This window comes from Streptomyces sp. NPDC104761 (assembly GCF_055583445.1).
In genome coordinates, this window is the sequence record NZ_JBVJNZ010000024.1 from 78,622 (window position 1) to 101,749 (window position 23,128).

A 23,128-nucleotide genomic window follows, 5' to 3' on the forward strand; every position below is an offset into this window, starting at 1 on the left:
TCGGCTGTCCGTCGGTTGTGTAACGGAAGTAGGTTCGGGGTAAGTAGGCGCAGTCTTATGCCCGAGTATGTAGGCATTTGTCGCGCGGGTGAGGCCGTAACGGAGCCCCGTCTCCTGTGATGTGGCTGTACGTCAGCTCAGCGGAAGCCGGTACAGACCGCCCGCGAGCGGCTCCACCAGGCCGTCCGAGACCAGCCCGTCCAGCGCGCGGGCCCGCTGCACCGGCTCGTGCCACACCCGGTCGAGCGCCGTCTGCGGCACCGGCGCGTGCGCCTCCCGCAGGACGGCCAGCAGCTTGCCGCGCACCTGCCGGTCGGTACCGGCGTACGTCTGCCCGCGCCGCGGCGGCCCCTCGTGCTCGGGCTTGCCCGCCAGCCGCCAGGCACACTCCCCGGCGATCGGGCACCGCTGGCACGTCTCGTTCTTCGCCGTGCACACCAGCGCGCCCAGCTCCATCGAGGCGGCTGCCCAGCGCGCGGCGGTCCTCTCGTCCGGGGGCAGCAGTTCGCGGGCGAGCTTGCGCTCGGCGGCGGTGGTGGCGTTCGGCGGGTACTGCACTCCGGTCACCGCCCGCGCGAACACCCGCCGCACATTGGTGTCCAGTACGGCGTGCCGCTGCCCGTACGCGAACGAGGCCACCGCGGCGGCGGTGTACTCGCCGATGCCCGGCAGCGCGAGCAGCTGCGCGTGATCCGTCGGTACGTCGCCGCCGTGCCGTTCCGTTATGGCGACGGCGGCGCCGTGCAGCCGCAGGGCGCGGCGCGGGTAGCCGAGCCGGCCCCAGGCGCGGACCGCCTCACCGGGCGCCTCCGCGGCGAGGTCGGCGGGGCGCGGCCAGCGGGCCAGCCACTGCTCGTACACGGGCAGGACCCGGTTCACCGGGGTCTGCTGCAGCATGAACTCGCTGACCATGACACCCCACGGGCCCGCCTCCGGGCGGCGCCAGGGGAGGTCGCGGGCGTGGGCGTCGAACCAGGCGATCACAGGGGTGTGAAGCTTCTCAGTCATGGCCCTTCCGATCCTGCCACGTCCGGCGACGGGTGGGGTGGACGTGGTCCGCGGCGAGGGCGCGGCGGGGTCGGGGTCGACGCCGCGTACGGCGAAGGGTGGCCGTGCCGACGGGAGTTGCCGAAATGATGATCCGGAAAAGTTGAGGTTTGGGCGGCGGGTGGGGCGAGGAACTGCACGGATCTCTCGTACAGTTTGCGCCGTGGGATCTCTGCGCAATCCGGTCGGGCCGCTTCCCTCCTCCATCTACTGGCGACGGAGGGTCGTCATGGTGTCCGTGGTCGCCGTGCTGGCGCTGCTGATCGTCTGGGTCGTCACGTCCGGCGGCGGAGGCGGCAAGAAGGGCGACAACGGGGCGAACGGCAAGAATCCCGTGTCCACGATCACGCCGGGGCCGTCGGGCAGCGGTCCCGCGATCAGCCAGGCACCGGGTGGCCGGGACGGGTCGAGCGGCAGCGGTTCGGCGGGTGGTTCCGGTTCGAGTTCCGGGTCGACGTCCGGGTCGACGTCCGGTTCCGGTGACGCCGGCGGGAGTTCGGCCGGCTCGGGCGGCGACACGTCCGGCGGCTCGGGTGGTTCGGGCGGTTCCTCCGGCTCGGGAGGCGACGTGACGTCCGGGTCCGGCGGCACGGTCGCCTCGCTGCCGGGGGCCTCCTCGCTGCCCAACTGCACCGCGGGTTCGGTGGCGTTGACGCTGCGGAGCCTGCACAACTCGTACTCGCCCGAGCAGACGCCGACCTTCGAGCTCACCGCGAAGAACACGTCGTCCAGTGACTGCAAGATCGACCTCGGGCCGAAGAGCGCGGTGCTGACCATCACGCAGGCCAGCGCGGACGACACCTACTGGTCGTCGGCGGACTGCCCGAAGTCGGCGGGGAGCCGGTGGTACCGGGTGCCGTCCGGGAGCAGCATCACGTACACCCTGAAGTGGGACCGGAAGCCGAGCGCCCCCCAGTGCGCGACGCCTGCGGCGGGCTCGGCCGGAGCGGGCACCTACCTGCTGGAGGCGACGGCCCCGGGCTATGCCAAGGCCCAGGCGTCCTTCGTGCTGGCGGCGGACTAGGGCGGGTTGCGGGTGCGGCTGTACGGCGCGCCCCTCGGGGGCGCGAGGAACTGCGCGACCAGCCCCGTCCGGCCCGCATTCGCCGCACAACGCATCGCCCCGAGCTGACCGGCGAAATCAGACGTACCGCTCAAGGATCGACGACTCCGCCAGCCGCGACAGCCCCTCGCGCACGCTGCGGGCGCGGGCCTCGCCGACGCCGTCCACGGTCTGCAGATCATCCACGCTCGCGGCGAGCAGCTTCTGGAGGCCCCCGAAGTGCTCGACCAGCCGGTCGATGATCGCCCCCGGCAGCCGCGGCACCTTCGCCAGCAGCCGGAAGCCGCGGGGCGACACCGCCGAGTCCAGCGCCTCCGGCGACCCGGTGTACCCCAGGGCCCGTGCCACCGTCGGCAGCTCCAGCAGCTCCGCATGGCTCAGGGCGTCCAGCTCGGAGAGCGCTTCGTCGACCGTGCGGGAGCGCTTCGCAGTCGGCTCGGGCACATAGTCCCGGACCACCAGCTCGCGCTCCGGCTCCACCCCTGCGATCAGCTCGTCCAGCTGGAGGGCGAGCAGCCGCCCGTCGGTGCCCAGTTCGACCACGTACTCGGCGATCTCCGTGGCGATCCGGCGGACCATCTCGAGGCGCTGGGCGACCGCCGACACGTCGCGGACCGTCACCAGGTCCTCGATCTCCAGCGCCGACAGCGTCCCCGCGACCTCGTCCAGGCGGAGCTTGTACCGCTCCAGGGTCGCCAGCGCCTGGTTCGCGCGGGACAGGATCGCCGCCGAGTCCTCGAGGACGCGGCGCTGCCCCTCGACGTACAGCGCGATCAGCCGCATCGACTGGGAGACCGAGACCACCGGGAACCCGACCTGCTTGGAGACGCGGTCCGCCGTGCGGTGGCGGGTGCCGGTCTCCTCCGTGGGGATCGTCGCGTCGGGCACGAACTGCACGCCCGCCCGGAGGATCTTCGACAGGTCGGAGGAGATCACGATGCCGCCGTCGAGCTTGCACAGCTCGCGCAGCCGGGTCGCCGTGAACTCGACATCCAGGACGAATCCGCCCGTGCACATCGACTCGACCGTCTTGTCGAAGCCGAGGACGATGAGTCCGCCCGTGTTGCCGCGGAGGACCCGCTCCAGGCCGTCCCGCATGGACGTGCCCGGAGCCACGGCGCTCAGCGAGGCGCGCATCAGGCCATCGGAACCGGCACTCCCACCGGACTTTCCGGGAGCTCCTGCCCGGTCGTTGGCTGCCACTGCACTCCTCCGGTCGCAGGTTCTGAGGCGCTGCCGTCCCCGCACTCGGTTCGTACGGACGGGCGAGACCAGGGCAAAGTCTACCGGCGCTCCTCCGCCTCCCGTGGGGCCTCTCGGCGACGGGAGCGCGGCAGCACCCGCAGCGCGTCCCCCATGTCGGCGACTTCCAGGACCTTCATGCCCGCCGGGATCTTGCCGGGGTCGCCCGGTACGAGCGCGTGCGTGAAGCCGAGCCGGTGCGCCTCCGCGAGCCTGCGCTGGACCCCGGTGACCCGTCTGACCTCGCCCGCGAGGCCGACCTCACCGATGGCGACCAGGTTCTTCGGGAGCGGGGTGTCGCTGGCGGCGGAGGCCAGCGCGAGGGCGATGGCCAGGTCGGCGGCGGGCTCCGAGAGCTTCACCCCGCCGACCGTCGCGGAGTAGATGTCCCGCTTGCCGAGCGCGCTGATCCGCCCGCGCTGCTCCAGGACGGCCAGCATCATCGAGACCCGGGAGGTCTCCAGGCCGGAGGTGGTGCGGCGGGGGGAGGGGATCTGGGAGTCGACCGTCAGCGCCTGCACCTCGGCGACCAGGGGGCGGCGGCCCTCCAGGGTGACGGTCAGGCAGGTGCCCGGGACCGGTTCGGCACGCCGGGTCAGGAAGAGGCCGCTCGGGTCGGCGAGGCCCGTGATGCCCTCGTCGTGCAGCTCGAAGCAGCCGACCTCGTCGGTGGCGCCGTAGCGGTTCTTGACGCCCCGGACCAGGCGCAGCCGGGCGTGGCGGTCGCCCTCGAAGTGCAGGACGACGTCCACGAGGTGTTCGAGCAGCCGCGGACCCGCGATCGCGCCGTCCTTGGTGACGTGGCCCACGAGGAGCGTGGACATGCCCCGCTCCTTCGAGGCGCGGATGAGGGCCCCGGCCACCTCGCGGACCTGGGCCATGCCGCCCGGGGCGCCGTCGATCTCCGGGGAGGCGACCGTCTGGACGGAGTCCAGGATCAGCAGCGACGGCTTCACCGCGTCCAAGTGGCCGAGGACGGCGGCCAGATCGGTCTCGGCGGCGAGGTAGAGGTGGTCGTCGATGGCGCCGATGCGGTCGGCGCGCATCCGGACCTGGCTCGCCGACTCCTCGCCGGTGACGTAGAGCGTGCGGTGCTCGTCGCTGGCCGACTTGGCGGCCACGTCGAGCAGGAGGGTGGACTTGCCGACGCCGGGCTCGCCGGCGAGCAGCACCACCGCGCCGGGGACCAGGCCGCCGCCGAGAACGCGGTCCAGTTCCGGGACGCCGGTGGTGCGGGCGGCGGCCTGCCGGCCGTCGACCTGGCCGATGGGCACGGCGGAGGTGGTGACCCGGCCGGGGGCCGTCGTACGGACCGCGGGCGCGCCGTACTCCTCGATCGTCCCCCACGCCTGGCACTCGGCGCACCGGCCGAGCCACTTGGCCGTCTGCCAGCCGCACTCGGTGCAGCGGTACGACGGACGGTCCTTCGCGGTCTTGGTACGGGCAGCCATGCGGAAACCGTAGCCTCCGCCACTGACAGTGGGGCCACGGTGGCCCGCGTGACAGGTGTGGGTGGACCAATCCCGGCCGGCCGGGGACGGGTACGAGCCAGGGTGGAACAGGTTCCTGTCCCCGATTGAGGGATCGTTTCACCCGTACGGATTAAAAGAGCTCAAGCCGCCAGAAGGGGCCATACGGCGCCGCCTACGGTCGCACGGGTGATGAGCAGCAGTCCGGAGACCTCGGCCCGAACGACCGGCGCACACCGGGCGCACCGGGAGGCGCGCACGGCGCGTGACCGCGCGGCGGCGCGTGCGCTGGCGCAGCGACCGCCGACCCGCTACGAGCCGTACCTGGACGGGCTGTTCACCTACTGCCTCTCGGTGCTGTGCGACCACGACGCGGCCACCGCCGCGCTCGGGGACGTCCTCGCCCTCGCCGAGCGGCGCGGCCAGCGCGTCCCGGAGGCCGCCGGGGACCGCAGGGCCTGGCTGTACGCGCTGGCCCGCTGGGCCTGTCTGCGCGGGCTCGCCGAGGCCAAGCAGAAACGTCAGGCCACCCACGCGGCGGGCCGGCACCCCGCCCCCGCCGCCGACCCCGTGGTCCCCGCCGACACCCAGGAGGAGCGGCGCCGCGAACTCGCCCTGCTCGCCTGGCCGGAAGCCGCCGGCACCACCCCCGAGCAGCGCGAGGCGCTCGAACTCGCGGTACGCCACCACCTGGCCGCCCACGAGGTCGCCGCCGTCCTCGGCATGGACCTGGCCGGTGCCCGGGAGCTGCTCGCCTCCGCCGCCTGCGAGGTCGAACGCACCCGCGCCGCACTCGCGGTCGTCGAGACCGGCGGCTGCCCGAGCGTGTCCCACCTCACCGGCGACAGCCAGCTGGTCCTCAGCAGTGCCCTGCGCCGGGAACTGGTCCGGCACGTCGACGACTGCCCGCGCTGCCGCCGCACCGCCGAGCGTGCCGCCCCCGGCCGGTGGCCCGGCGCGATGACCACGCCCGCCGAGCTGCCCGTCCTGGAGGCGCCCCGCGCGGCCCTGCACGTGGCCATGGCGCACCAGCCACGCGCGCGTGGCGCCGCCGCCCCGCGCTTCGACCGGCGCGGCTTCCCGATGGACCCCAAGGACCACGCGGCCCGCCGCGACCGGCTGCGCGCGCGTGCCGTCACGACGACCGTCGTCGCCACGGTGGTGGCCGCCCCGGTGCTGGCCCTGTGGGCGGCCTACCGGGGCTCGCCGGGGGAGGGGCACGACGGTCCGTCCGTGACCGCGCGGGAGGCCGCGGGACCCGACGCGCTCGACGGCGACACGGGCGGGGGCTACCAGAACGCCGGCAACGCCAGCACCAGACCCGGGCCGCGCATCGGCAAGGACGGCAAGGCCGACGTGTCGGTCGAGGTGATCGGTGTCACGGGAGCCGACCGGAGGAAGGTCGGTGCCGCGCACCTCGCCGTGACCGCCGCGAACGACGGCGACACGACCCTGGTCACGCTCACGGCGTCCGGGGGCGCGGCGGTGCGGTGGTCGGTGTCCACTTCGGCGGACTGGCTGTACTTCTCCAGACCGTCGGGAACGCTCCGGCCGGGCGAGACGTTCACGATCAAGGTGTACGTCGATCACCTGCGGGAGCCGGCCGGGCGCTGGAGCGCGCGGGTGGCGGTGGCGCCGGCGGGGGCGGTGGTGTCGATCGACGGCTTCGGGATGGCCCCGCCGACGCGCCGGGGACCGAAACCGCCCCCTGCGGGGAGGCCGACACCGACACCGACGGCATCCGCTCCGACGACCCCGCCGACACCACCGCCCACCGACCCACCGACCTCACCTTCGCCCACACCGACCCCCACGGACTCCGACACCGCGAGCCCCACGGCACCGGCTTCACCGACAGACCCCGGCAGCGAAACCCCGCCACCGGCTTCGTGAGTACCGCGGGGCCCCTACGGCCTGCGGGTTCGCGCAGGTCCCCGCGCCCTTTCGGGGCCCTCCGGGGGGCGTCAGTCCACCGGGTCGGCCGGGTGCGGTGCCACCAGGGGGAGCTGGGAGGCGAGACGTGCCTCGCACAGCTCCACCAGCCGGTCGTAGCCGGCCTTGCCCATCAGTTCGGTCAGTTCCGGGCGGTAGGAGACGTAGACCGGATCGCCCGCGCCGTGTGCCGAGGTCGCCGAGGTGCACCACCAGTGCAGGTCGTGGCCGCCCGGACCCCAGCCCCGGCGGTCGTACTCGCCGATCGAGATCTGCAGGACCCGCGTGTCGTCGGGGCGGTCGATCCAGTCGTACGTCCGGCGGATCGGGAGCTGCCAGCAGACGTCCGGTTTGGTCTCCAGCGGCTCGCGGCCCTCCCGCAGCGCCAGGATGTGCAGCGAGCAGCCGGCGCCGGCGGCGAAACCGGGGCGGTTCTGGAAGATGCAGGAGCCCTGGAACGGGCGGGTCTGGCGGGAGCCCTCCTCGTCCTCCGAGATCCAGCCGCCCCGCGTGCCCTCGTCGTAGTGCTGCCAGATCTCCGGAGTGAGCCTCGCCACATGATCGGCGACCCGCTTCTCGTCGTCCTCGTCGGAGAAGTGCGCGCCCAGCGTGCAGCAGCCGTCGTCCGCGCGGCCCGCCTGGATGCCCTGGCAGCCGCTGCCGAAGATGCAGTTCCAGCGCGAGGTCAGCCAGGTCAGATCACAGCGGAACACCTGCTCGTCGTCGGCCGGATCCGGGAACTCCACCCAGGCCCGCGCGAAGTCGAGACCCTTCTCGTCCGCGGCGAGGGCGGTCTTCGGCGGCTTCGACTGCTTCGGTGGCTTCGCCCGCGAAGAACCGTCGGCTGATTTGGCGGCCTTGTGGTCCTTCGTCTTTTTCGTCTTTGGCACCCGTCCAGGGTAAGTCGCCGACGGCCACTCCGGGGACTGCTCAGGGACCCCTGTCTGCAGCGTTCCGTACAGTTCCGTACATGAGACTCGGTGTCCTCGACGTGGGATCCAACACGGTGCATCTGCTGGTGGTGGATGCGCACCCCGGCGCGCGCCCGCTGCCGGCGCACTCGCACAAGGCGGAGTTGCGCCTTGCCCAACTCCTCGACGGCAACGGGGCGATCGGCCCCGACGGCATCGAGAAACTGGTCGGTGTCGTCAAGGACGCCCTCCAGGCCGCGGAGGACAAGGGCGTCGAGGACCTGCTGCCGTTCGCCACCTCCGCCGTGCGCGAGGCCACCAACGCGGACGACGTCCTCGCGCGCGTGAGGGCCGAGACCGGTGTCGAGCTCCAGGTCCTCACCGGTGCCGACGAGGCCCGGCTGACCTTCCTCGCGGTCCGCCGCTGGTTCGGCTGGTCCGCCGGAAAGCTGCTGGTGCTCGACATCGGCGGCGGCTCCCTGGAGATCGCGTACGGCATCGACGAGGAGCCCGACACGGCCGTCTCGCTGCCGCTCGGCGCCGGCCGGCTCACCGCGGGCTGGCTCCCCGGCGACCCGCCCTCCTCCGACGACATACGGGCACTGCGCCGCCACGTACGCGCCGAGATCGCCCGTACCGTCGGCGAGTTCAGCCGCTTCGGCGCCCCCGACCACGTGGTCGCCACGTCGAAGACCTTCAAGCAGCTGGCCCGCATCGCCGGCGCGGCCCGCTCCGCCGACGGCCTCTACGTCCAGCGCGAACTCAAGCGGGACTCCCTGGAGACCTGGGTCCCGAGGCTGGGGGCCATGACCACGGCCCAGCGCTCCGCGCTCCCGGGAGTGTCGGAAGGGCGGTCGGGCCAGCTGGTGGCGGGTGCGCTGGTGGCGGAGGCCGCGATGGACCTCTTCGAGGTGGAGAGCGTGGAGGTGTGCCCATGGGCGCTCAGGGAGGGCGTGATCCTGCGGCGCCTCGACCACATGGGTTCCGCTTGAGCGCCCCGGAAGGGGCTCGGGCAGCCACGAAGGCGCCGCACGCGCCGACGCGACCCTCGTCACAACGGCGAGTAGGCGCCCGCTTCCCACTCCTCCCCACCCCGTAACCTGTCCCTCGTGGCAAACCCAAGGGACGTCGTCCGCATCCCGGATGCGAAGGTCGCGCTCTCCACGGCCTCCGTCTATCCGGAGTCGACGGCGACGGCCTTCGAGATCGCCGCGCGCCTCGGTTACGACGGCGTCGAGGTCATGGTCTGGACCGACCCGGTCAGCCAGGACATCGAGGCGCTGCGCCGGCTGAGCGACTACCACCGCATCCCGATCCTCGCGGTTCACGCCCCCTGTCTGCTGATCACCCAGCGGGTCTGGTCCACCGACCCCTGGGTCAAGCTCCAGCGGGCCCGGGCCGCCGCCGAGAAGCTGGGCGCGAGCACGGTCGTCGTGCACCCCCCGTTCCGCTGGCAGCGCCAGTACGCCCGCGACTTCGTCGAGGGGATCTGGCGCATGGCGAACGAGACGGCCGTGCGGTTCGCGGTGGAGAACATGTACCCGTGGCGCTACCGCGACCGCGAGATGCTCGCGTACGCCCCCGACTGGGACGTCACCAAGGACGACTACCGGCACTTCACGATCGACCTCAGCCATGCCGCGACGTCCCGCGTCGACGCGCTCGCCATGCTGGACCGCATGGGCGGCCGGCTCGGCCACGTCCACCTCGCCGACGGCCGCGGCTCGGCCAAGGACGAGCACCTGGTGCCAGGACGCGGCACCCAGCCCTGCGCCGAGCTGCTGGAGCGGCTCGCGGTCACCGGCTTCGACGGCCATGTCGTCATCGAGGTCAACACCCGGCGCGCGATGTCCGGCGCGGAGCGCGAGGCCGACCTCGCGGAGGCCCTGGCCTTCACCCGGCTGCACCTGGCCTCGGCGGTGAAGGTGCCCCGCCGGTGAGCGACACCCCGGCCGAAGGCGGTGCGGGCAGCCGGCGCCGCGGCCGCCCCCCGCGCACCGAGTCGGCCGACACCCGGGACCGTATCCTCGTCGCCGCCCGCGAGGAGTTCTCCGAACACGGCTACGAGAAGACGTCCGTACGTGGCATCGCCAAGGCCGCCGGTGTCGACTCCGCCTTGGTCCACCACTACTTCGGCACCAAGGAACAGATCTTCGAGGCCGCCATCGCGGTCGCCTTCGCCCCCGCGCTCAACGCGCCCGCCGCCATCGCCGACGGCCCGCTGGACGGCGTCGGAGAGCGTCTGACCCGGTTCATCTTCGGCATCTGGGAGAACCCCACCACCCGTAAGCCGCTCCTCGCGATCGTCCGCTCCGCCGTCAACAACGAGACGGCCGCCGCCGTCTTCCGCCGGCTGGTCGCCGCCCAGCTGCTGCGCCGGCTCGCGGAGCAGCTGGGCCACTCCGACGGGGAGCTGCGGGCCGAGCTGGCCGCGGCACAGCTGGTGGGGTGCGCGATGCTGCGCTACGTGATCAAGCTGGAGCCGCTGGCGTCCGCGGACCTGGAGCAGATCGTGGCGAGGATCGCCCCGGTGGTGCAGGGACATCTGACCGGACCGTGAGCGGGGCAGTAAGCCGGGCCGTGGGCCGGACCTTGAGCGGGGCCGCGAGCCGACCCGTGATCCCCGACCCGTGATCCCCGCCCGTGCGAGACGCGCGTCCCGCATTCCGGACACCTCGTCCCGAGGCCTGAACAACGGGCGTACGCTCGTTAGCAGCCCTATCTGTCTGAAGGAGCGAGCGACGATGCCCGAGCTGAGGTCCCGCACAGTCACCCACGGCCGCAACATGGCGGGCGCCCGCGCCCTTATGCGCGCCTCCGGTGTACCGGGTGCGGACATCGGCCGCAAGCCGATCATCGCCGTCGCGAACTCGTTCACGGAGTTCGTGCCGGGCCACACCCACCTCCAGCCGGTCGGCCGGATCGTCTCCGAGGCGATCAGGGAGGCGGGCGGCATCCCGCGCGAGTTCAACACGATCGCCGTGGACGACGGCATCGCGATGGGCCACGGCGGCATGCTGTACTCCCTCCCGTCCCGCGACCTGATCGCCGACTCGGTCGAGTACATGGTCGAGGCCCACTGCGCCGACGCCCTGGTCTGCATCTCCAACTGCGACAAGATCACCCCGGGCATGCTCATGGCCGCCCTGCGCCTGAACATCCCGACGGTCTTCGTCTCCGGCGGCCCCATGGAGGCCGGCCGCGCCACCCTGGTCGACGGCACCGTCCGCACCCTCGACCTGGTCGACGCGATCTCCGACGCGGTGAACGACAAGATCTCGGACGAGGACATCCTCCGTATCGAGGAGAACGCCTGTCCGACCTGCGGCTCCTGTTCCGGCATGTTCACGGCCAACTCGATGAACTGCCTGACGGAGGCGATCGGCCTCTCCCTCCCCGGCAACGGCTCGGTGCTGGCCACCCACACGGCCCGCAAGCAGCTGTACGTCGACGCGGCCCGCACGGTCATGGACCTCACCCGCCGCTACTACGAGCAGGACGACGAGACGGTCCTGCCGCTGAACATCGCGACCTTCGCCGCGTTCGAGAACGCGATGGCCCTGGACATCGCGATGGGCGGTTCCACGAACACGATCCTCCACCTGCTGGCCGCCGCCCAGGAGGCGGGCGTCCCCTTCGGTCTGGAGGAGATCAACGAGGTCTCGCGCCGGGTGCCCTGCCTGGCCAAGGTGGCCCCGAACGTCGCGAAGACCCGCACGTACTACATGGAGGACGTGCACCGCGCCGGCGGCATTCCGGCCCTCCTCGGCGAGCTGCACCGCGGCGGTCTCCTCAACGAGGACGTGCACTCCGTCCACAGCCCGTCCCTCGCGGACTGGCTGAAGACCTGGGACGTGCGCGGCGGCTCCCCGTCCCCCGAGGCGGTCGAACTGTGGCACGCGGCCCCCGGCTGCGTCCGCTCCGCCGAGGCGTTCTCCCAGTCCGAGCGCTGGGAGGCTCTGGACGAGGACGCGGCGGAGGGCTGCATCCGCAGCGTCGAGCACGCGTACTCCAAGGACGGCGGCCTCGCGGTCCTCAAGGGCAACCTCGCCGTCGACGGCTGCGTGGTCAAGACGGCCGGCGTCGACGAGTCCATCTGGACCTTCGAGGGCCCCGCGGTCGTCTGCGAGTCGCAGGAGGAGGCCGTCGAGAAGATCCTCAACAAGCAGGTCACCCACGGCGACGTCGTCGTGATCCGCTACGAGGGTCCCAAGGGCGGCCCCGGCATGCAGGAGATGCTCTACCCGACGTCCTTCCTCAAGGGCCGCGGCCTCGGCAAGACCTGCGCGCTGATCACCGACGGCCGCTTCTCCGGCGGCACCTCGGGCCTCTCCATCGGCCACGCCTCCCCGGAGGCGGCCTCCGGCGGCACCATCGCCCTCGTCGAGGACGGCGACCGCATCCGCATCGACATCCCGAACCGCACGATCGAGCTCCTCGTCGACGAGGCCGAACTGTCCCGCCGCGAGCAGGCCCTGAACGGCGTGTACGCCCCGAAGAACCGCGACCGCAAGGTCTCCGCCGCCCTGCGCGCCTACGCCGCGATGGCCACCAGCGCCGACAAGGGCGCGGTCCGCGACGTGACGAAGCTGGGCTGAACCACACCGCACGCCGGCAAGGGGCCGCCTCCCGCACGGAGGCGGCCCCTTCCTCTTCTCTCCGGCGCCGCTACCAGTCGCCGGGATCCCCCGCGTCCACGGCGAAGACGGTGCCGTCGGGGGCGGTGGCGTAGACGTGGGAGTCGAGGAGCAGGGGGGCGGGCACCGAGGTGGTGACGCCGCCGGAGTCCGTTCCGAAGCGGGCCGAGGTCTGTCCGGCGGCCGTTCCGCTGCGTGCGTCGACGGCCATGAGCCGGCCGTCGGCGGCCGAGAAGTACACGTGCCGGCCGTCGGCGACGGGCACCGAGCCCCGGCTGACCGAGGTCTCCGCATGCCAGGTGCGCCTGCCCGCCGTCACGTCGACGGCGTCCAGCGAGCCGGTGGCCGCCAGCACGTAGACCACGCCGCCGTGCACCCCGGCCTGCACGTCCTCACGCGGCACGGGCAGTTTGACCCGGCGGGTGTCCCCGGACGCCGGCGTGTAGCGGACCACGGCGTCGGCGTCGCCGTAGACCGGATCGGTGGACAGCAGGAAGACCGTCCCGTCCTGCGCGCCGACCGGCTTCAGCAGCCCCTGCAATCGGCGGGTGTCTCCCCGTACGTCTCCGGTGGCCGGATCCAGGACGGTGAGCTGCGTGCTGGTCCCGTCCGCGGACGTACTGGTCACATATGCCGAGGACGGATCCGCGGCGAAGAAATCGATCCGTGCCGTGCCGTGCACCCCTGTCGACCGGCTCCACCTGGTGGCGCCGGTGGCGCTGTCCACTCCGGTGACCGTGCCGTCCGCACGCGTGAGCAGGAGGGTGTCGCCGGCGTACTCCATCCCTTTGTTCTCGGGCAGGTCACGCTGCCATCGGCTCCTGCCCGAGTCCGGATCGAGCGCGCTTACGTGCCGGGCCTCGTCGGTGACGAGTTGGAGGAGGCCGCCGGAGAGGACCGGGGGCCGGTTCCAGTGGGCGTTCGCGACGGTGTGTCGCCAGAGCACGTCACCCGTCACAGGGTCCAGGGCGAACGCCACCGACGCCTCGGTGCAGAACAACCTCCCCTTGCCGACGGTGCACTGGGGAGTGGTCGCGTCCTTGGTGACGGGCTTGGCCTGCCAGGCGGAGAAGGCGGCGGCCGTCGTCCTCGGGTTGCTCACCTGCGGCTGCGCGGTACTCCCGGCGCCCCACTCGACCAAGGCCGCGACCGCGCCGAGCACGAGGACAACAGCGCCCGTGGCCAAGGCGACCCGCCTGCCGAGCCGCGCTGTGCCCGGCTGCCGCGGTTTCTCCGCCTCCCGCGGGCGCTCCGCGCCCTCCTCCGACGGCTCCGCTTTCACGGCCTCCTCGGTGCCGCCCCCAACGGTCGCCCGCTGTGCCGGTATGAACGCCTGCGTGTCGTACGACGCGGACAACGACCTTAGTTCCCGCATCAGTTCGTCGGGCGTCGGCCTGTCCTCCGGCTCCTTGGCGAGGCACCGCAGCACCACCGGCGCGAGTTCCTCCGGTACGCCGGTGAGGTCGGGCTCGTCGTGCACGACCTGGTAGGCGACGACGTACGGGCTGTCGGAGTCGAACGGCCCCCGCCCCGTCGCCGCATGCACCAGCACCGACCCGAGCGCGAAGATGTCGGCGGCGAACCCCACCTCACGCGGCCGCCGGAACTGCTCCGGCGCCATGAACGGCGGCGTACCGATCAACTTTCCCGTCTCGGTCCGCAGTTCGCTGTCCTTCGGCCGGGAGATGCCGAAGTCGATCACCTTGGGACCGTCCTCGGCGAGCAGCACGTTGCTCGGCTTCAGATCCCGGTGCACCACACCGACCCTGTGAATGTCGCGCAACGCCTCCGCCAGTCCGGCCATCAGCCGGCGCAACTGGGCGGGAGGCATCGGACCGTTCCGCTTCACGTGCTCGGAAAGGGTCGGGCCGGGGATGAAGAGGGTGGCCATCCAGGGCCGTTCGGCCTCGGGGTCGGCGTCCACCACGGGGGCCGTGAACGCGCCGCTGACCTTGCGCGCGGCGGCCACCTCCTGCCGGAAACGGCCCCTGAACTCACGGTCCTTGGCGTACTGGGCATGCACGACCTTCACCGCGAGCTTCAGCCCCGAGGTGCTGCGGGCAAGGTGCACCACGCCCATGCCACCGGAGCCGAGGCACGACTCCAGACGGTAGTGCCCGGCATACTCGGGAAGTTCCGCTTCCGCGCCCGCTCCGGTGTTGCGCTGTGGCGTCAAGGGACCACCCCCGTGCTGTTTCCGCGGAGCGCGACTCACGGAGCCTAGTCGATGACTCGTACGAGACAGAGGCGGCTTGCTAGCCTCCGCGTGCGAGTTGCGGACATGTGTTTCGTGACTCGAATGAGGGGAATCAACGGGACCCCATGGAACTCATGGGGCCAGTGGGGGGAGCAGCACATGTCCGTCGACCACGTGCAGGAAGCCGAAAGCAGCGGCGAGGAGAGTGCCGCCACGACGCTGGCGGCAACCACCACAGTCCGCTACTACTCCGTCGCCCCGGGCGTGCGCCTGAACGTTCGCAGCGGCCCGGGCACCAGCTACGACATCACCCGAGCCCTCCCCGAGGGTGCCAAGGTCCCGATCTACTGCCAGACGCCGGGGACCTCGGTGTCGGGTTACTACGGCACGTCGAACATCTGGGACAACATCAGCAACGGCGAGTTCGTGTCAGACGCTTATGTCCACACCGGCAGCGACGGTTACGTGGCCGACCGCTGCTCCTGACCGGTCCAGGGGGACTGGGATGACACCCTTAAGACGCGCTTCCGTCCTTCTCGCAGGCTCTGCCGGAGCCTTTCTCATGATTCTGGGTGCGGCGTCGGAAGCCGCCGCCGTATCGACGTACTCGGTCGCGCCGGGCGTTCGCCTGAACGTCCGCAGCGGCCCGGGCACCGGCTACAGCATCACCCGCACCCTTCCCGAGAACACCAAGGTCCCGATCTTCTGCCAGACGCCGGGGACCTCGGTGTCGGGTTACTACGGCACGTCGAACATCTGGGACAACATCGACAACGGTGAGTACGTCTCGGACGCCTACGTCAACACGGGCAGTGACGGCTACGTGGCCGACCGCTGCGCCTGACCCGCACACCAACCCCGACCCGGAGCCCGCGGCCCCCGGCGCCATAATCGTCCCGTGAGCGACGAACCAGGCACCCCGGACACCCCCGCGGGCTCCACCGGCGGGCCCCGCCCCGAGCCCCTCCGTTTCTTCGGCACGTCCTGGGTGAACCACGACGACGGCTACACCGCCCGCCGGATCGGCGTGGCCGTGGGCTCGCTGGCCGCCGCCGTCGGCTCCTGCCTGGTCCTGCGCCTCGCCTACGAGGGCGTCCAGCTCGCCGACACCGGCGCCTTCGTGACCGTCCTCGTCGTCGCGATGTTCGCCATCTGCAGCGCCCTGGCCTTCCGCAACACCTGGGAGTCCTTCGGCAAGCGCCCCGACCCCGAACGCCAGGCCTCCCTGCGCGGCCTCCTCGCCATCGGGTTCGTCGGCTCGCTCCTCGCCTACTTCTTCCGTTCCCTCGCCGAGGCCCCCGGCGAGAAACTCCACCGCGCCGAGTACGACACCGCCGTCCGGGACCACGAACGCCGCACCACCCGCCGCTCGGGCAACCCGTCGAAGAAGAAGCGGAAGTCCTGAGGCCGGCGCGCCAAATCCAGCCCACCTCTCGGACATCCCTGTCCTCCCCGCCCCGCCCCCGGGGACCATGGCCGCATGACCACAGGCCAGTCGCAGTCGCACCCCCGGAACCCGGGCCCGAACCCGACCCCCGCCCCCTCCCACGCCGCACGCGCGCACTCCTTCAACGCCGCCGCGGCCCAGTACGCCGCGAACCGCCCCTCCTACCCGCCCGCCCTCCTGGACGCCGTCGAGGAGGAGGCCGGCCGCTCCCTCACGGGCGCCCGGGTGGTCGACGTCGGCGCGGGCACCGGCATCGCGACCGCCCTCCTGCACACGCGCGGCGCCGAGGTGATCGCGGTGGAGCCTGGGGAGGGCATGGCGGCGCAGTTCCACGCCACCCGGCCCGGCATTCCGATCGTCCGCGGCAACGGCGACGCCCTTCCGCTCGCCGACGCCACCGCAGACTTCCTCACCTACGCCCAGGCCTGGCACTGGACCGACCCGGCCCGCTCCGTGCCGGAGGCGCTCCGCGTGCTGCGTCCCGGCGGGGCGCTGGCGCTGTGGTGGAACACCAGCGCACTCGACATCGGCTGGATCGCCGACGCCTCCGAACGCATCAGCCGGTTCTTCGGCATCAACAACGCGTTCGAGCAGCGCAAGGGGGCCGACCGCACCGACCTCGCCGACCCCAGCGGCAGGCTCCGCTTCGCGCGCCGCGAGGTCCGCTGGAGCCGCCGGGTCCCGATCGACACCCACCTCGCCAACATCGGCAGCCACTCGGCGTTCCTCGTCACCTCCGAGGCACGCCGCACCGAGTTCCTCGCGGCGGAACGCGCCCACCTCCTGAAGATCTTCCCGGACGGCGTCGTCGAGGAGACGTACGACGTCCTCCTCCTCGTAGCACTCAACGCCTGAGCGCTACCGACAACACCGGCCCGCGGCAGCGACTCGGCCGTGGGCCGGTGGGGGTGGGGCAGGCTGGTCGCGCAGTTCCTCCCCCAGCCTTCGGCCGGGGCCGCCCCCAGCGCCCCTTACGGGGCCCGTCCCCGCCATCCCCGGCGCCCCTCACGGGGCATGTCCGAGGCATCCCCAGCTCCCCGTGCCGCTCAGGCGGCGCGGGCGGCGCGGGCGGCACGGGTGGGCGCGGGCGGCACCCGCCCAGTGCCGGTGAGCGCCCCTCCTCCCCGCCCGCCCCTCTTCCCCGCCCCCGCCCCCTCTCCGTCCCCGCCACCACCCTGCCCCGGCCCCGCCATGCCCTCCCCTTGACGGGCCACCCCCTCCCGAGCATTATTCATCACATGGTGAATTACTCGCCGGAGCCGCCCCAGGCCCCCGGCAACCCAGCCCTGCCCCCCGCCGTCCAGGCCACCGGACTCACCGCGGTCCGCGGCCCCCGTACCGTCCTGCGCGGACTCGACTTCACCGTCCCGCGCGGTCAGATCACCGGCCTCCTGGGCCCCTCCGGATGCGGCAAGTCCACCCTGATGCGCTCCATCGTCGGCACCCAGGCCAAGGTCACCGGCACCCTGAACGTCCTCGGCCGCCCCGCCGGACACCCCTCCCTGCGCACCCGGATCGGCTACGTCACCCAAGCCGCCTCCGTCTACGACGACCTGACCATCCGCCAGAACCTCGACTACTTCGGCGCGATCCTCGACCCCACCCGTACCACCGCCGCCCGCCGCGCCGACGTCGACCGCGTCCTCGGCGAAGTCGACCTCACCGACCACGCCGACGCCCTCGCCGGCAACCTCTCCGGCGGCCAGCGCAACCGCGTCTCCCTCGCCGTGGCCCTGCTCGGCAGCCCCGAACTCCTCGTCCTCGACGAACCCACCGTCGGCCTCGACCCCGTCCTGCGCCGCGACCTCTGGAACCTCTTCCACTCCATCGCCGCCGACCGCGGCGCCACCCTCCTCATCTCCTCCCACGTCATGGACGAGGCCGAACGCTGCCACCGCCTCCTCCTCATGCGCGAGGGCGAGATCCTCGCCGACGACACCCCCGAGGCCCTGCGCACCCGCACCGGCTCCGACACCGTCGAGTCCGCCTTCCTCCACCTCGTCGACGAAGCCGCCGCCAACTCCCGCACGAAGGAAACGGCACGATGACCACCCAGACCGCGACCACCACCGCCGGCACCATCCCCGTCGGCGCCCTGAGCCTCTCCCGGACCATCGCCACCGCCGCCCGCGTCCTGCGCCAGCTCCGCCACGACCCCCGCACCATCGCGCTGCTGATCCTCATCCCCTGCCTGATGCTGGTCCTGCTCCGCTACGTCTTCGACGGCAGCCCGCACACCTTCGACAACATCGGCGCCTCACTCCTCGGCATCTTCCCGCTCATCACGATGTTCCTGGTGACCTCCATCGCCACCCTCCGCGAACGCACCTCGGGCACCCTCGAACGACTCCTCGCCATGCCCCTCGGCAAAGCCGACCTCATCGCTGGCTACGCCCTCGCCTTCGGCATCCTCGCGATCATCCAGTCGGCCCTCGCCACCGGCCTCGCCGTCTGGCTCCTCGGCCTCGACGTCACCGGCTCCCCCTGGCTCCTGCTCCTGGTCGCCCTGCTCGACGCCCTGCTCGGCACGGCCCTCGGTCTCTTCGTCTCGGCCTTCGCGGCCTCGGAATTCCAGGCGGTCCAGTTCATGCCCGCGGTGATCTTCCCCCAGATCCTCCTCTGCGGCCTCTTCACCCCCCGCTCCGAGATGCACCCCGCCCTCGAAGCCATCTCCGACGTCCTGCCCATGTCCTATGCCGTCGACGGCATGAACGAGGTCCTCCGCCACACCGACATGACCGCCACGTTCGTCAGGGACGTCCTGATCGTCGCCGGCTGCGCCCTGCTGGTCCTGGCCCTCGGAGCGGCCACCCTGCGGCGCCGCACCGCGTAACCCGCCGCCGGCGTCCGTCCAGCGGACAACCGGCCCCCGCCCGCACCCCCGGTGCCAGACTGAACCGCATGAGTCAGAAAGTCGCAGTCCTCGGCACCGGCAAGATCGGCGAAGCCCTGCTCAGCGGAATGATCCGCGCCGGCTGGGCCCCAGCCGACCTCCTGGTCACCGCCCGCCGCCCCGAACGCGCCGAAGAACTCCGTGCCCGCCACGGAGTCACCCCGGTCACCAACCCCGAGGCCGCGAAGACCGCCGACACCCTGATCCTCACGGTCAAGCCCCAGGACATGGGCACCCTCCTCGACGAACTCGCCCCGCACCTGCCCGCCGACCGCCTCGTCATCAGCGGCGCCGCGGGCATCCCCACCTCCTTCTTCGAGGAACGCCTCGCCACCGGCACCCCGGTCGTCCGCGTCATGACGAACACCCCCGCCCTCGTCGACGAGGCGATGTCCGTCATCTCCGCCGGCACCCACGCCACCGAGGCCCACGTAGCCCACGCCGAGGAGATCTTCGGCGCCGTCGGCAAGACCCTCCGGGTACCCGAGTCCCAGCAGGACGCCTGCACCGCCCTCTCCGGCTCGGGCCCGGCCTACTTCTTCTACCTGGTCGAGGCCATGACCGACGCCGGCATCCTGCTCGGCCTGCCCCGCGACAAGGCCCACGACCTCATCGTCCAGTCCGCGATCGGCGCCGCCGTGATGCTCCGCGACAGCGGCGAACACCCGGTCAAGCTCCGCGAGAACGTCACCTCGCCCGCCGGCACCACCATCAACGCCATCCGCGAACTGGAGAACCACGGCGTCCGCGCCGCCCTCATCGCCGCCCTCGAGGCCGCCCGCGACCGCAGCCGCGAACTCGCCTCCGGCAAGAAGGACTGACGGCCCGCCGGGGGTGGTCCCGTGGTCACCGCGCCGCCGCCACGATCTCCCTCGTGGTCAACACCCGCGCGAAGCCACCCCCGTGCAGGGACACAGCCGACGCCTGCGCCAGCTCCTCCGCGCCGCGCCGCCAGCCGAACGGCCCCACCAGGTCGAAGGTGTACGTCGCGTCGTACGCCACCAGCACGTCGTACCCGAGGTTCCCGCCCATCCGGGCCGTCGTCTCGACACACATGTTGGTCTGGATCCCGGCCAGCACGATCTGCCCGACGCCCTGCCCGGTCAGCCAGGCCCCCAGATCCGGCGCCCCCAGAAACGCCGAGTTCACGGACTTCGTGACCAGCAGCTCGGCACCGCCGCCTCCGGCAGCCCTTTTTCCTCTCCTCTCCGCCACGTACTCCTTGAAGTCGTTCCCCTCCTGCCCCGGCCGCAGTGGCGACCCCGGCTTCGACGAGTCGTGCCGGACGAACACCACCGGCCGCCCGGTCTCCTGCCACACATCGATGAGCGCGGCGATGTTCTCGTCGGCCCCAGGGTTGTTCCGCGGTCCCCAGAAGCCGAGCTCCTCGAAGCCCTTCTGCACGTCTACGACCACCAGCGCCGCGTCGGCGGCGACGGCAGACACCGAGTTCTCCGCGGTGACCGAGTTCTCCGAGTTCTCGGAGTTCGCCGTGGTCTGTGTGCTTTCCCTGTCGTTTCCCATGGGCACGATCCTGTCGCCGTGGGGCGCCACGCCCCAGAGCGGCAAAAGTCAGCGATCGATGGTTTACTGCCAACCATGCCGACCACGGCCCCCGTACAGCGCATCGCCCTCGTCGCCTTCCCCGGCGTTCGCGCCTTCGACGTCTCCGTCATCACGGAGGTCTGGGGCACCGACCGCACCGACCGCGGCGCCCCCGCCTTCGACCTGCGCAGAGTCGCCGTGGACAGCACCCCCGTCCCGATGCGTGGCGGCCTGGCCCTGCACCCCGACCGCACCCTCGCCTGGCTCGACCGAGCCGATCTCGTCGTCGTCCCAGGCCTCGACGACGACCTCACCCCCGCACCCACCCCCGTTCTCGACGCCCTCCGCCGCGCACACGCCCGCGGCACCACCCTCGCCGCCCTCTGCGGCGGCGCCTTCACCCTCGCCCAGGCCGGCCTGCTCGACGGCCGCCGGGCCATCACCCACTGGAACCTGATCGACCTCCTCCACACCCGGCATCCCCGCATCACCGTCGTCCCCGACGCCCTCTACATCGAGGACGACAACATCTGGACCGCCGCCGGCACGGCCGCCGGCATCGACCTCTGCCTCCACCTGGTCCGCCGGACCCATGGCGCCGAAGCGGCTGCCACCATCGCCCGCTCGATGGTCACCGCCCCCTTCCGCACGGGCACCCAGGCACAGTTCATCGAGCACCCCACACCGCGCGCCGACCGGGACGCCGACACCCTTGCCGCCGTCCGCGAACACGCCTTGCGCCACCTGCACGAACCACTGACGGTCGCCGACCTGGCCGCGCACGCCGGCATGTCCCCGCGCAGCTTCGCCCGACACTTCACGGCGGAGACCGGCACGACCCCGCTCCGCTGGCTCCTCGACCAGCGCCTCGCCGCGGCTCAGAAACTCCTCGAACGCACCGACCTGCCCATGCCCGAGATCGCCCGCCGGGCCGGGTTCGGCAGCGAGGTCACCATGCGTCAGCATTTCGCATCGCGCCTCGCCACCAGCCCCCGCGCCTACCGCGCGGCGTTCAACGCAGGCTCGGCCGTCACCGGGGCCGCGCCCGAGTCAGAGACGGTGCCCGGCGGCAACAGCCCGATCGCCCGGTAAGCCGTATCGACGATCGGCCGGGCGATCGCCCGGGCCTTCTCCGCCCCATGCCGCAGCACCCCCTCCACATATCCAGGATCGGCACACAACTCCTTGTGCCTGGCCTGCACGGGCCTCAGCGTCTCCAGCACCGCCTCCGCGGTGGCCTGCTTCAGCGCTCCGTACGAATGGTGAACGGTTGCCAGTGACTCAGGGTTCCCGCCCGTGCACGCAGCGAGAATCTCCAGCAGATTCGCGACCCCGGGCCGCTCCTCCCTGTCGTACACGACCTCCCGCCCGCTGTCCGTCACGGCCCGCATGACCTTCTTCCGGATCACGTCCGGCTCGTCCAGCAGATAGACGATCCCGGGACCGGAGTCGTCGCTCTTGCCCATCTTCGATGTCGGATCCTGAAGATTCATCACCCGCGCCGCCACGGTCGGCACGGTCGCCTTCGGCACCACGAACGTGTGCCCGTACCGCTGGTTGAACCGCACCGCGAGATCCCGGGTCAGCTCCACGTGCTGCGCCTGGTCGTCCCCGACCGGCACCTCGTCCGCCCCGTAGGCCAGGATGTCCGCCGCCATCAGCGCCGGATACGTCAGCAGGGACAGCCGCACACCCCGCCCCCGCGCCGCCTCGCCGGCGACCTTCTCCTTGTACTGGATCATCCGCCGCATCTCACCGTCGGTCGCCACGCACTCCATGACGTACGACAGCCGGGTGTGCTCGTCGACATGGCTCTGCACGAACACGGTGCACAGCTCCGGATCCAGCCCCGCCGCCAGCAGCAGCGTCGCCGCCTGCCGGGTGAGCCTGCGCAGCCGGGCCGGATCGTGGTCCACGGTCATGCCGTGCAGATCGACGACGCAGAACAGCGCGTCGGACTGGTGCTGGTCCACGGCAGCCCACTGCCGCATGGCCCCCAGGTAGTTCCCCAGTGTCAGATGCCCGGTCGGCTTGATCCCGCTGAAGACCCGTGTCATTCCCTCTCCACCTCCTGGTCGAGGCCGCCGTCCCCGGCGGCCGGCCCTCAGGGGTTCTGGAGGGAGATACGCGAACGGCCGCCGAAGCGGCGGCCGTTGGATACGTACGTGAGGGCGGCCGCCGTCAGGCGGGCCACCACTGCTGGGAACACGTACGCGTCGTCATGGGGCCCACCATACGCCGCCGGGGTGCCGTCCCGCCGCGAGTTGACACGCCCCAACCGCATACGTAGTGTTCTCCGAGTTGTCCGACGTGAGCGCCGACCTCGGTCGGTCCCCGGACAGCCACTCCGCAAGTACCCACCGGCAATCGGCGATACGTCGTCGACGGCTTCTGCGTGCGTATTTGCGGAATGAGGAATCCACGTTCGAAAGGACGCGGCCCCGATTAGCTCGGAGGCCGGGAATCCGCTAAAGTCTCACTCGTCGGAACGGCCCAACGGCCGCGAAGGCAACTCCCGCTGACTGGGAATCAGACGCCGAAAGGATCTGATAGAGTCGGAACCGCCGGAAAGGGAAACGCGAGAGCGGGAACCTGGAAAGCACCGAGGAAATCGGATCGAGAAAAGATCTGATAGAGTCGGAAACGCAAGACCGAAGGGAAGCCCGGAGGAAAGCCCGAGAGGGTGAGTACAAAGGAAGCGACCGTTCCTTGAGAACTCAACAGCGTGCCAAAAGTCAACGCCAG

At 71.8% G+C, this 23,128-nt stretch carries 22 protein-coding genes; 14 read left to right on the plus strand and 8 right to left on the minus strand.

From position 1 onward, the window contains the following. Positions 1-132 precede the first annotated feature (132 nt). Positions 133-1,008: an HhH-GPD family protein gene (locus ACZ63F_RS40050; protein ID WP_469718702.1), complete on the minus strand. Its 876-nt coding sequence runs from the start codon at positions 1,006-1,008 to the stop codon at positions 133-135. 202 nt (positions 1,009-1,210) lie between these two features. On the opposite strand from ACZ63F_RS40050, the gene ACZ63F_RS40055 reads away from it, so the two are divergent. Next, on the plus strand, positions 1,211-2,071 hold the full coding sequence (locus ACZ63F_RS40055; RefSeq protein WP_469718703.1) for a hypothetical protein: 861 nt from the start codon (positions 1,211-1,213) through the stop codon (positions 2,069-2,071). A 117-nt stretch (positions 2,072-2,188) separates the two neighbouring features. Here ACZ63F_RS40055 and disA read toward each other — a convergent pair whose 3' ends face one another. Both disA and radA read right to left on the minus strand, forming a co-directional pair. Continuing rightward, positions 2,189-3,313, minus strand: a complete 1,125-nt coding sequence (gene disA / locus ACZ63F_RS40060; RefSeq protein WP_351714154.1) for a DNA integrity scanning diadenylate cyclase DisA — start codon at positions 3,311-3,313, stop codon at positions 2,189-2,191. A gap of 80 nt (positions 3,314-3,393) precedes the next feature. After that, the gene (gene radA, locus ACZ63F_RS40065) at positions 3,394-4,803 is read right to left on the minus strand and encodes a DNA repair protein RadA (protein WP_469718705.1); all 1,410 of its coding nucleotides are present in this window, start codon (positions 4,801-4,803) and stop codon (positions 3,394-3,396) included. 207 nt (positions 4,804-5,010) lie between these two features. Here radA and ACZ63F_RS40070 point away from each other — a divergent pair, with 207 nt between their 5' ends. Then, positions 5,011-6,714 carry a BACON domain-containing protein gene (locus tag ACZ63F_RS40070; RefSeq protein ID WP_469718707.1) on the plus strand — a complete coding sequence of 568 codons (1,704 nt, stop codon included), beginning with the start codon at positions 5,011-5,013 and terminating at the stop codon, positions 6,712-6,714. A 71-nt stretch (positions 6,715-6,785) separates the two neighbouring features. On the opposite strand, the gene ACZ63F_RS40075 is transcribed toward ACZ63F_RS40070, so the two are convergent. Beyond that, on the minus strand, positions 6,786-7,643 hold the full coding sequence (locus ACZ63F_RS40075; protein ID WP_469718709.1) for a DUF3109 family protein: 858 nt from the start codon (positions 7,641-7,643) through the stop codon (positions 6,786-6,788). An 80-nt stretch (positions 7,644-7,723) separates the two neighbouring features. Between ACZ63F_RS40075 and ACZ63F_RS40080 the strand changes: the two genes are divergently transcribed. The 4 genes from ACZ63F_RS40080 (at position 7,724) to ilvD (ending at position 12,262) form a co-directional block, all read left to right on the plus strand. Continuing rightward, positions 7,724-8,656: a Ppx/GppA family phosphatase gene (locus ACZ63F_RS40080; protein ID WP_469718711.1), complete on the plus strand. Its 933-nt coding sequence runs from the start codon at positions 7,724-7,726 to the stop codon at positions 8,654-8,656. Between the two features lie 117 nt (positions 8,657-8,773). Beyond that, the gene (locus ACZ63F_RS40085; protein ID WP_469718713.1) at positions 8,774-9,604 is read left to right on the plus strand and encodes a sugar phosphate isomerase/epimerase family protein; all 831 of its coding nucleotides are present in this window, start codon (positions 8,774-8,776) and stop codon (positions 9,602-9,604) included. After that, a complete protein-coding gene (locus ACZ63F_RS40090) occupies positions 9,601-10,224 on the plus strand; it encodes a TetR/AcrR family transcriptional regulator (protein ID WP_469718715.1) in 624 nt (207 codons plus the stop codon). The genes ACZ63F_RS40085 and ACZ63F_RS40090 overlap by 4 nt, the downstream gene beginning before the upstream one ends. 184 nt (positions 10,225-10,408) lie before the next feature. Next, positions 10,409-12,262: a dihydroxy-acid dehydratase gene (ilvD, locus tag ACZ63F_RS40095; RefSeq protein ID WP_469718717.1), complete on the plus strand. Its 1,854-nt coding sequence runs from the start codon at positions 10,409-10,411 to the stop codon at positions 12,260-12,262. 70 nt (positions 12,263-12,332) lie between these two features. Here the strand turns inward: ilvD and ACZ63F_RS40100 are convergent, their stop codons facing one another. Continuing rightward, positions 12,333-14,477: a serine/threonine-protein kinase gene (locus ACZ63F_RS40100; protein ID WP_469718719.1), complete on the minus strand. Its 2,145-nt coding sequence runs from the start codon at positions 14,475-14,477 to the stop codon at positions 12,333-12,335. A gap of 180 nt (positions 14,478-14,657) precedes the next feature. Between ACZ63F_RS40100 and ACZ63F_RS40105 the strand changes: the two genes are divergently transcribed. From ACZ63F_RS40105 to proC, 7 genes are all read left to right on the plus strand, one after another. Beyond that, the gene (locus tag ACZ63F_RS40105; RefSeq protein ID WP_469718720.1) at positions 14,658-14,984 is read left to right on the plus strand and encodes an SH3 domain-containing protein; all 327 of its coding nucleotides are present in this window, start codon (positions 14,658-14,660) and stop codon (positions 14,982-14,984) included. Positions 14,985-15,060: 76 nt separating this feature from the next. Further along, positions 15,061-15,342, plus strand: coding sequence for an SH3 domain-containing protein (locus ACZ63F_RS40110; protein WP_469718722.1), 282 nt, complete (start codon positions 15,061-15,063; stop codon positions 15,340-15,342). A gap of 54 nt (positions 15,343-15,396) precedes the next feature. Then, positions 15,397-15,903 carry an EamA/RhaT family transporter gene (locus ACZ63F_RS40115; RefSeq protein ID WP_469718723.1) on the plus strand — a complete coding sequence of 169 codons (507 nt, stop codon included), beginning with the start codon at positions 15,397-15,399 and terminating at the stop codon, positions 15,901-15,903. Between the two features lie 75 nt (positions 15,904-15,978). Next, on the plus strand, positions 15,979-16,800 hold the full coding sequence (locus tag ACZ63F_RS40120) for a class I SAM-dependent methyltransferase (protein ID WP_469718724.1): 822 nt from the start codon (positions 15,979-15,981) through the stop codon (positions 16,798-16,800). A gap of 383 nt (positions 16,801-17,183) precedes the next feature. Further along, positions 17,184-17,993 carry an ABC transporter ATP-binding protein gene (locus ACZ63F_RS40125; protein ID WP_469718725.1) on the plus strand — a complete coding sequence of 270 codons (810 nt, stop codon included), beginning with the start codon at positions 17,184-17,186 and terminating at the stop codon, positions 17,991-17,993. Continuing rightward, positions 17,990-18,778 (plus strand): ABC transporter permease, encoded by a 789-nt coding sequence (locus ACZ63F_RS40130; protein WP_469718727.1) that lies wholly within the window; start codon positions 17,990-17,992, stop codon positions 18,776-18,778. The genes ACZ63F_RS40125 and ACZ63F_RS40130 overlap by 4 nt, the downstream gene beginning before the upstream one ends. 68 nt (positions 18,779-18,846) lie before the next feature. After that, on the plus strand, positions 18,847-19,659 hold the full coding sequence (gene proC, locus ACZ63F_RS40135; RefSeq protein WP_294009600.1) for a pyrroline-5-carboxylate reductase: 813 nt from the start codon (positions 18,847-18,849) through the stop codon (positions 19,657-19,659). 25 nt (positions 19,660-19,684) lie between these two features. Here proC and ACZ63F_RS40140 read toward each other — a convergent pair whose 3' ends face one another. Beyond that, entirely contained in the window at positions 19,685-20,362 is a 678-nt protein-coding gene (locus ACZ63F_RS40140; RefSeq protein ID WP_469718729.1) for a cysteine hydrolase family protein, read from the minus strand. Between the two features lie 75 nt (positions 20,363-20,437). Here ACZ63F_RS40140 and ACZ63F_RS40145 point away from each other — a divergent pair, with 75 nt between their 5' ends. Continuing rightward, positions 20,438-21,475, plus strand: a complete 1,038-nt coding sequence (locus tag ACZ63F_RS40145) for a GlxA family transcriptional regulator (RefSeq protein WP_469718731.1) — start codon at positions 20,438-20,440, stop codon at positions 21,473-21,475. Here ACZ63F_RS40145 and trpS read toward each other — a convergent pair. Both trpS and ACZ63F_RS40155 read right to left on the minus strand, forming a co-directional pair. Next, on the minus strand, positions 21,382-22,440 hold the full coding sequence (gene trpS / locus ACZ63F_RS40150; RefSeq protein ID WP_469718733.1) for a tryptophan--tRNA ligase: 1,059 nt from the start codon (positions 22,438-22,440) through the stop codon (positions 21,382-21,384). The two genes, ACZ63F_RS40145 and trpS, sit on opposite strands and share 94 nt — an antisense overlap. A gap of 472 nt (positions 22,441-22,912) precedes the next feature. Beyond that, positions 22,913-23,128 (minus strand): hypothetical protein (locus ACZ63F_RS40155; protein WP_351706620.1); only part of this gene is annotated, 216 nt, incomplete at its 5' end.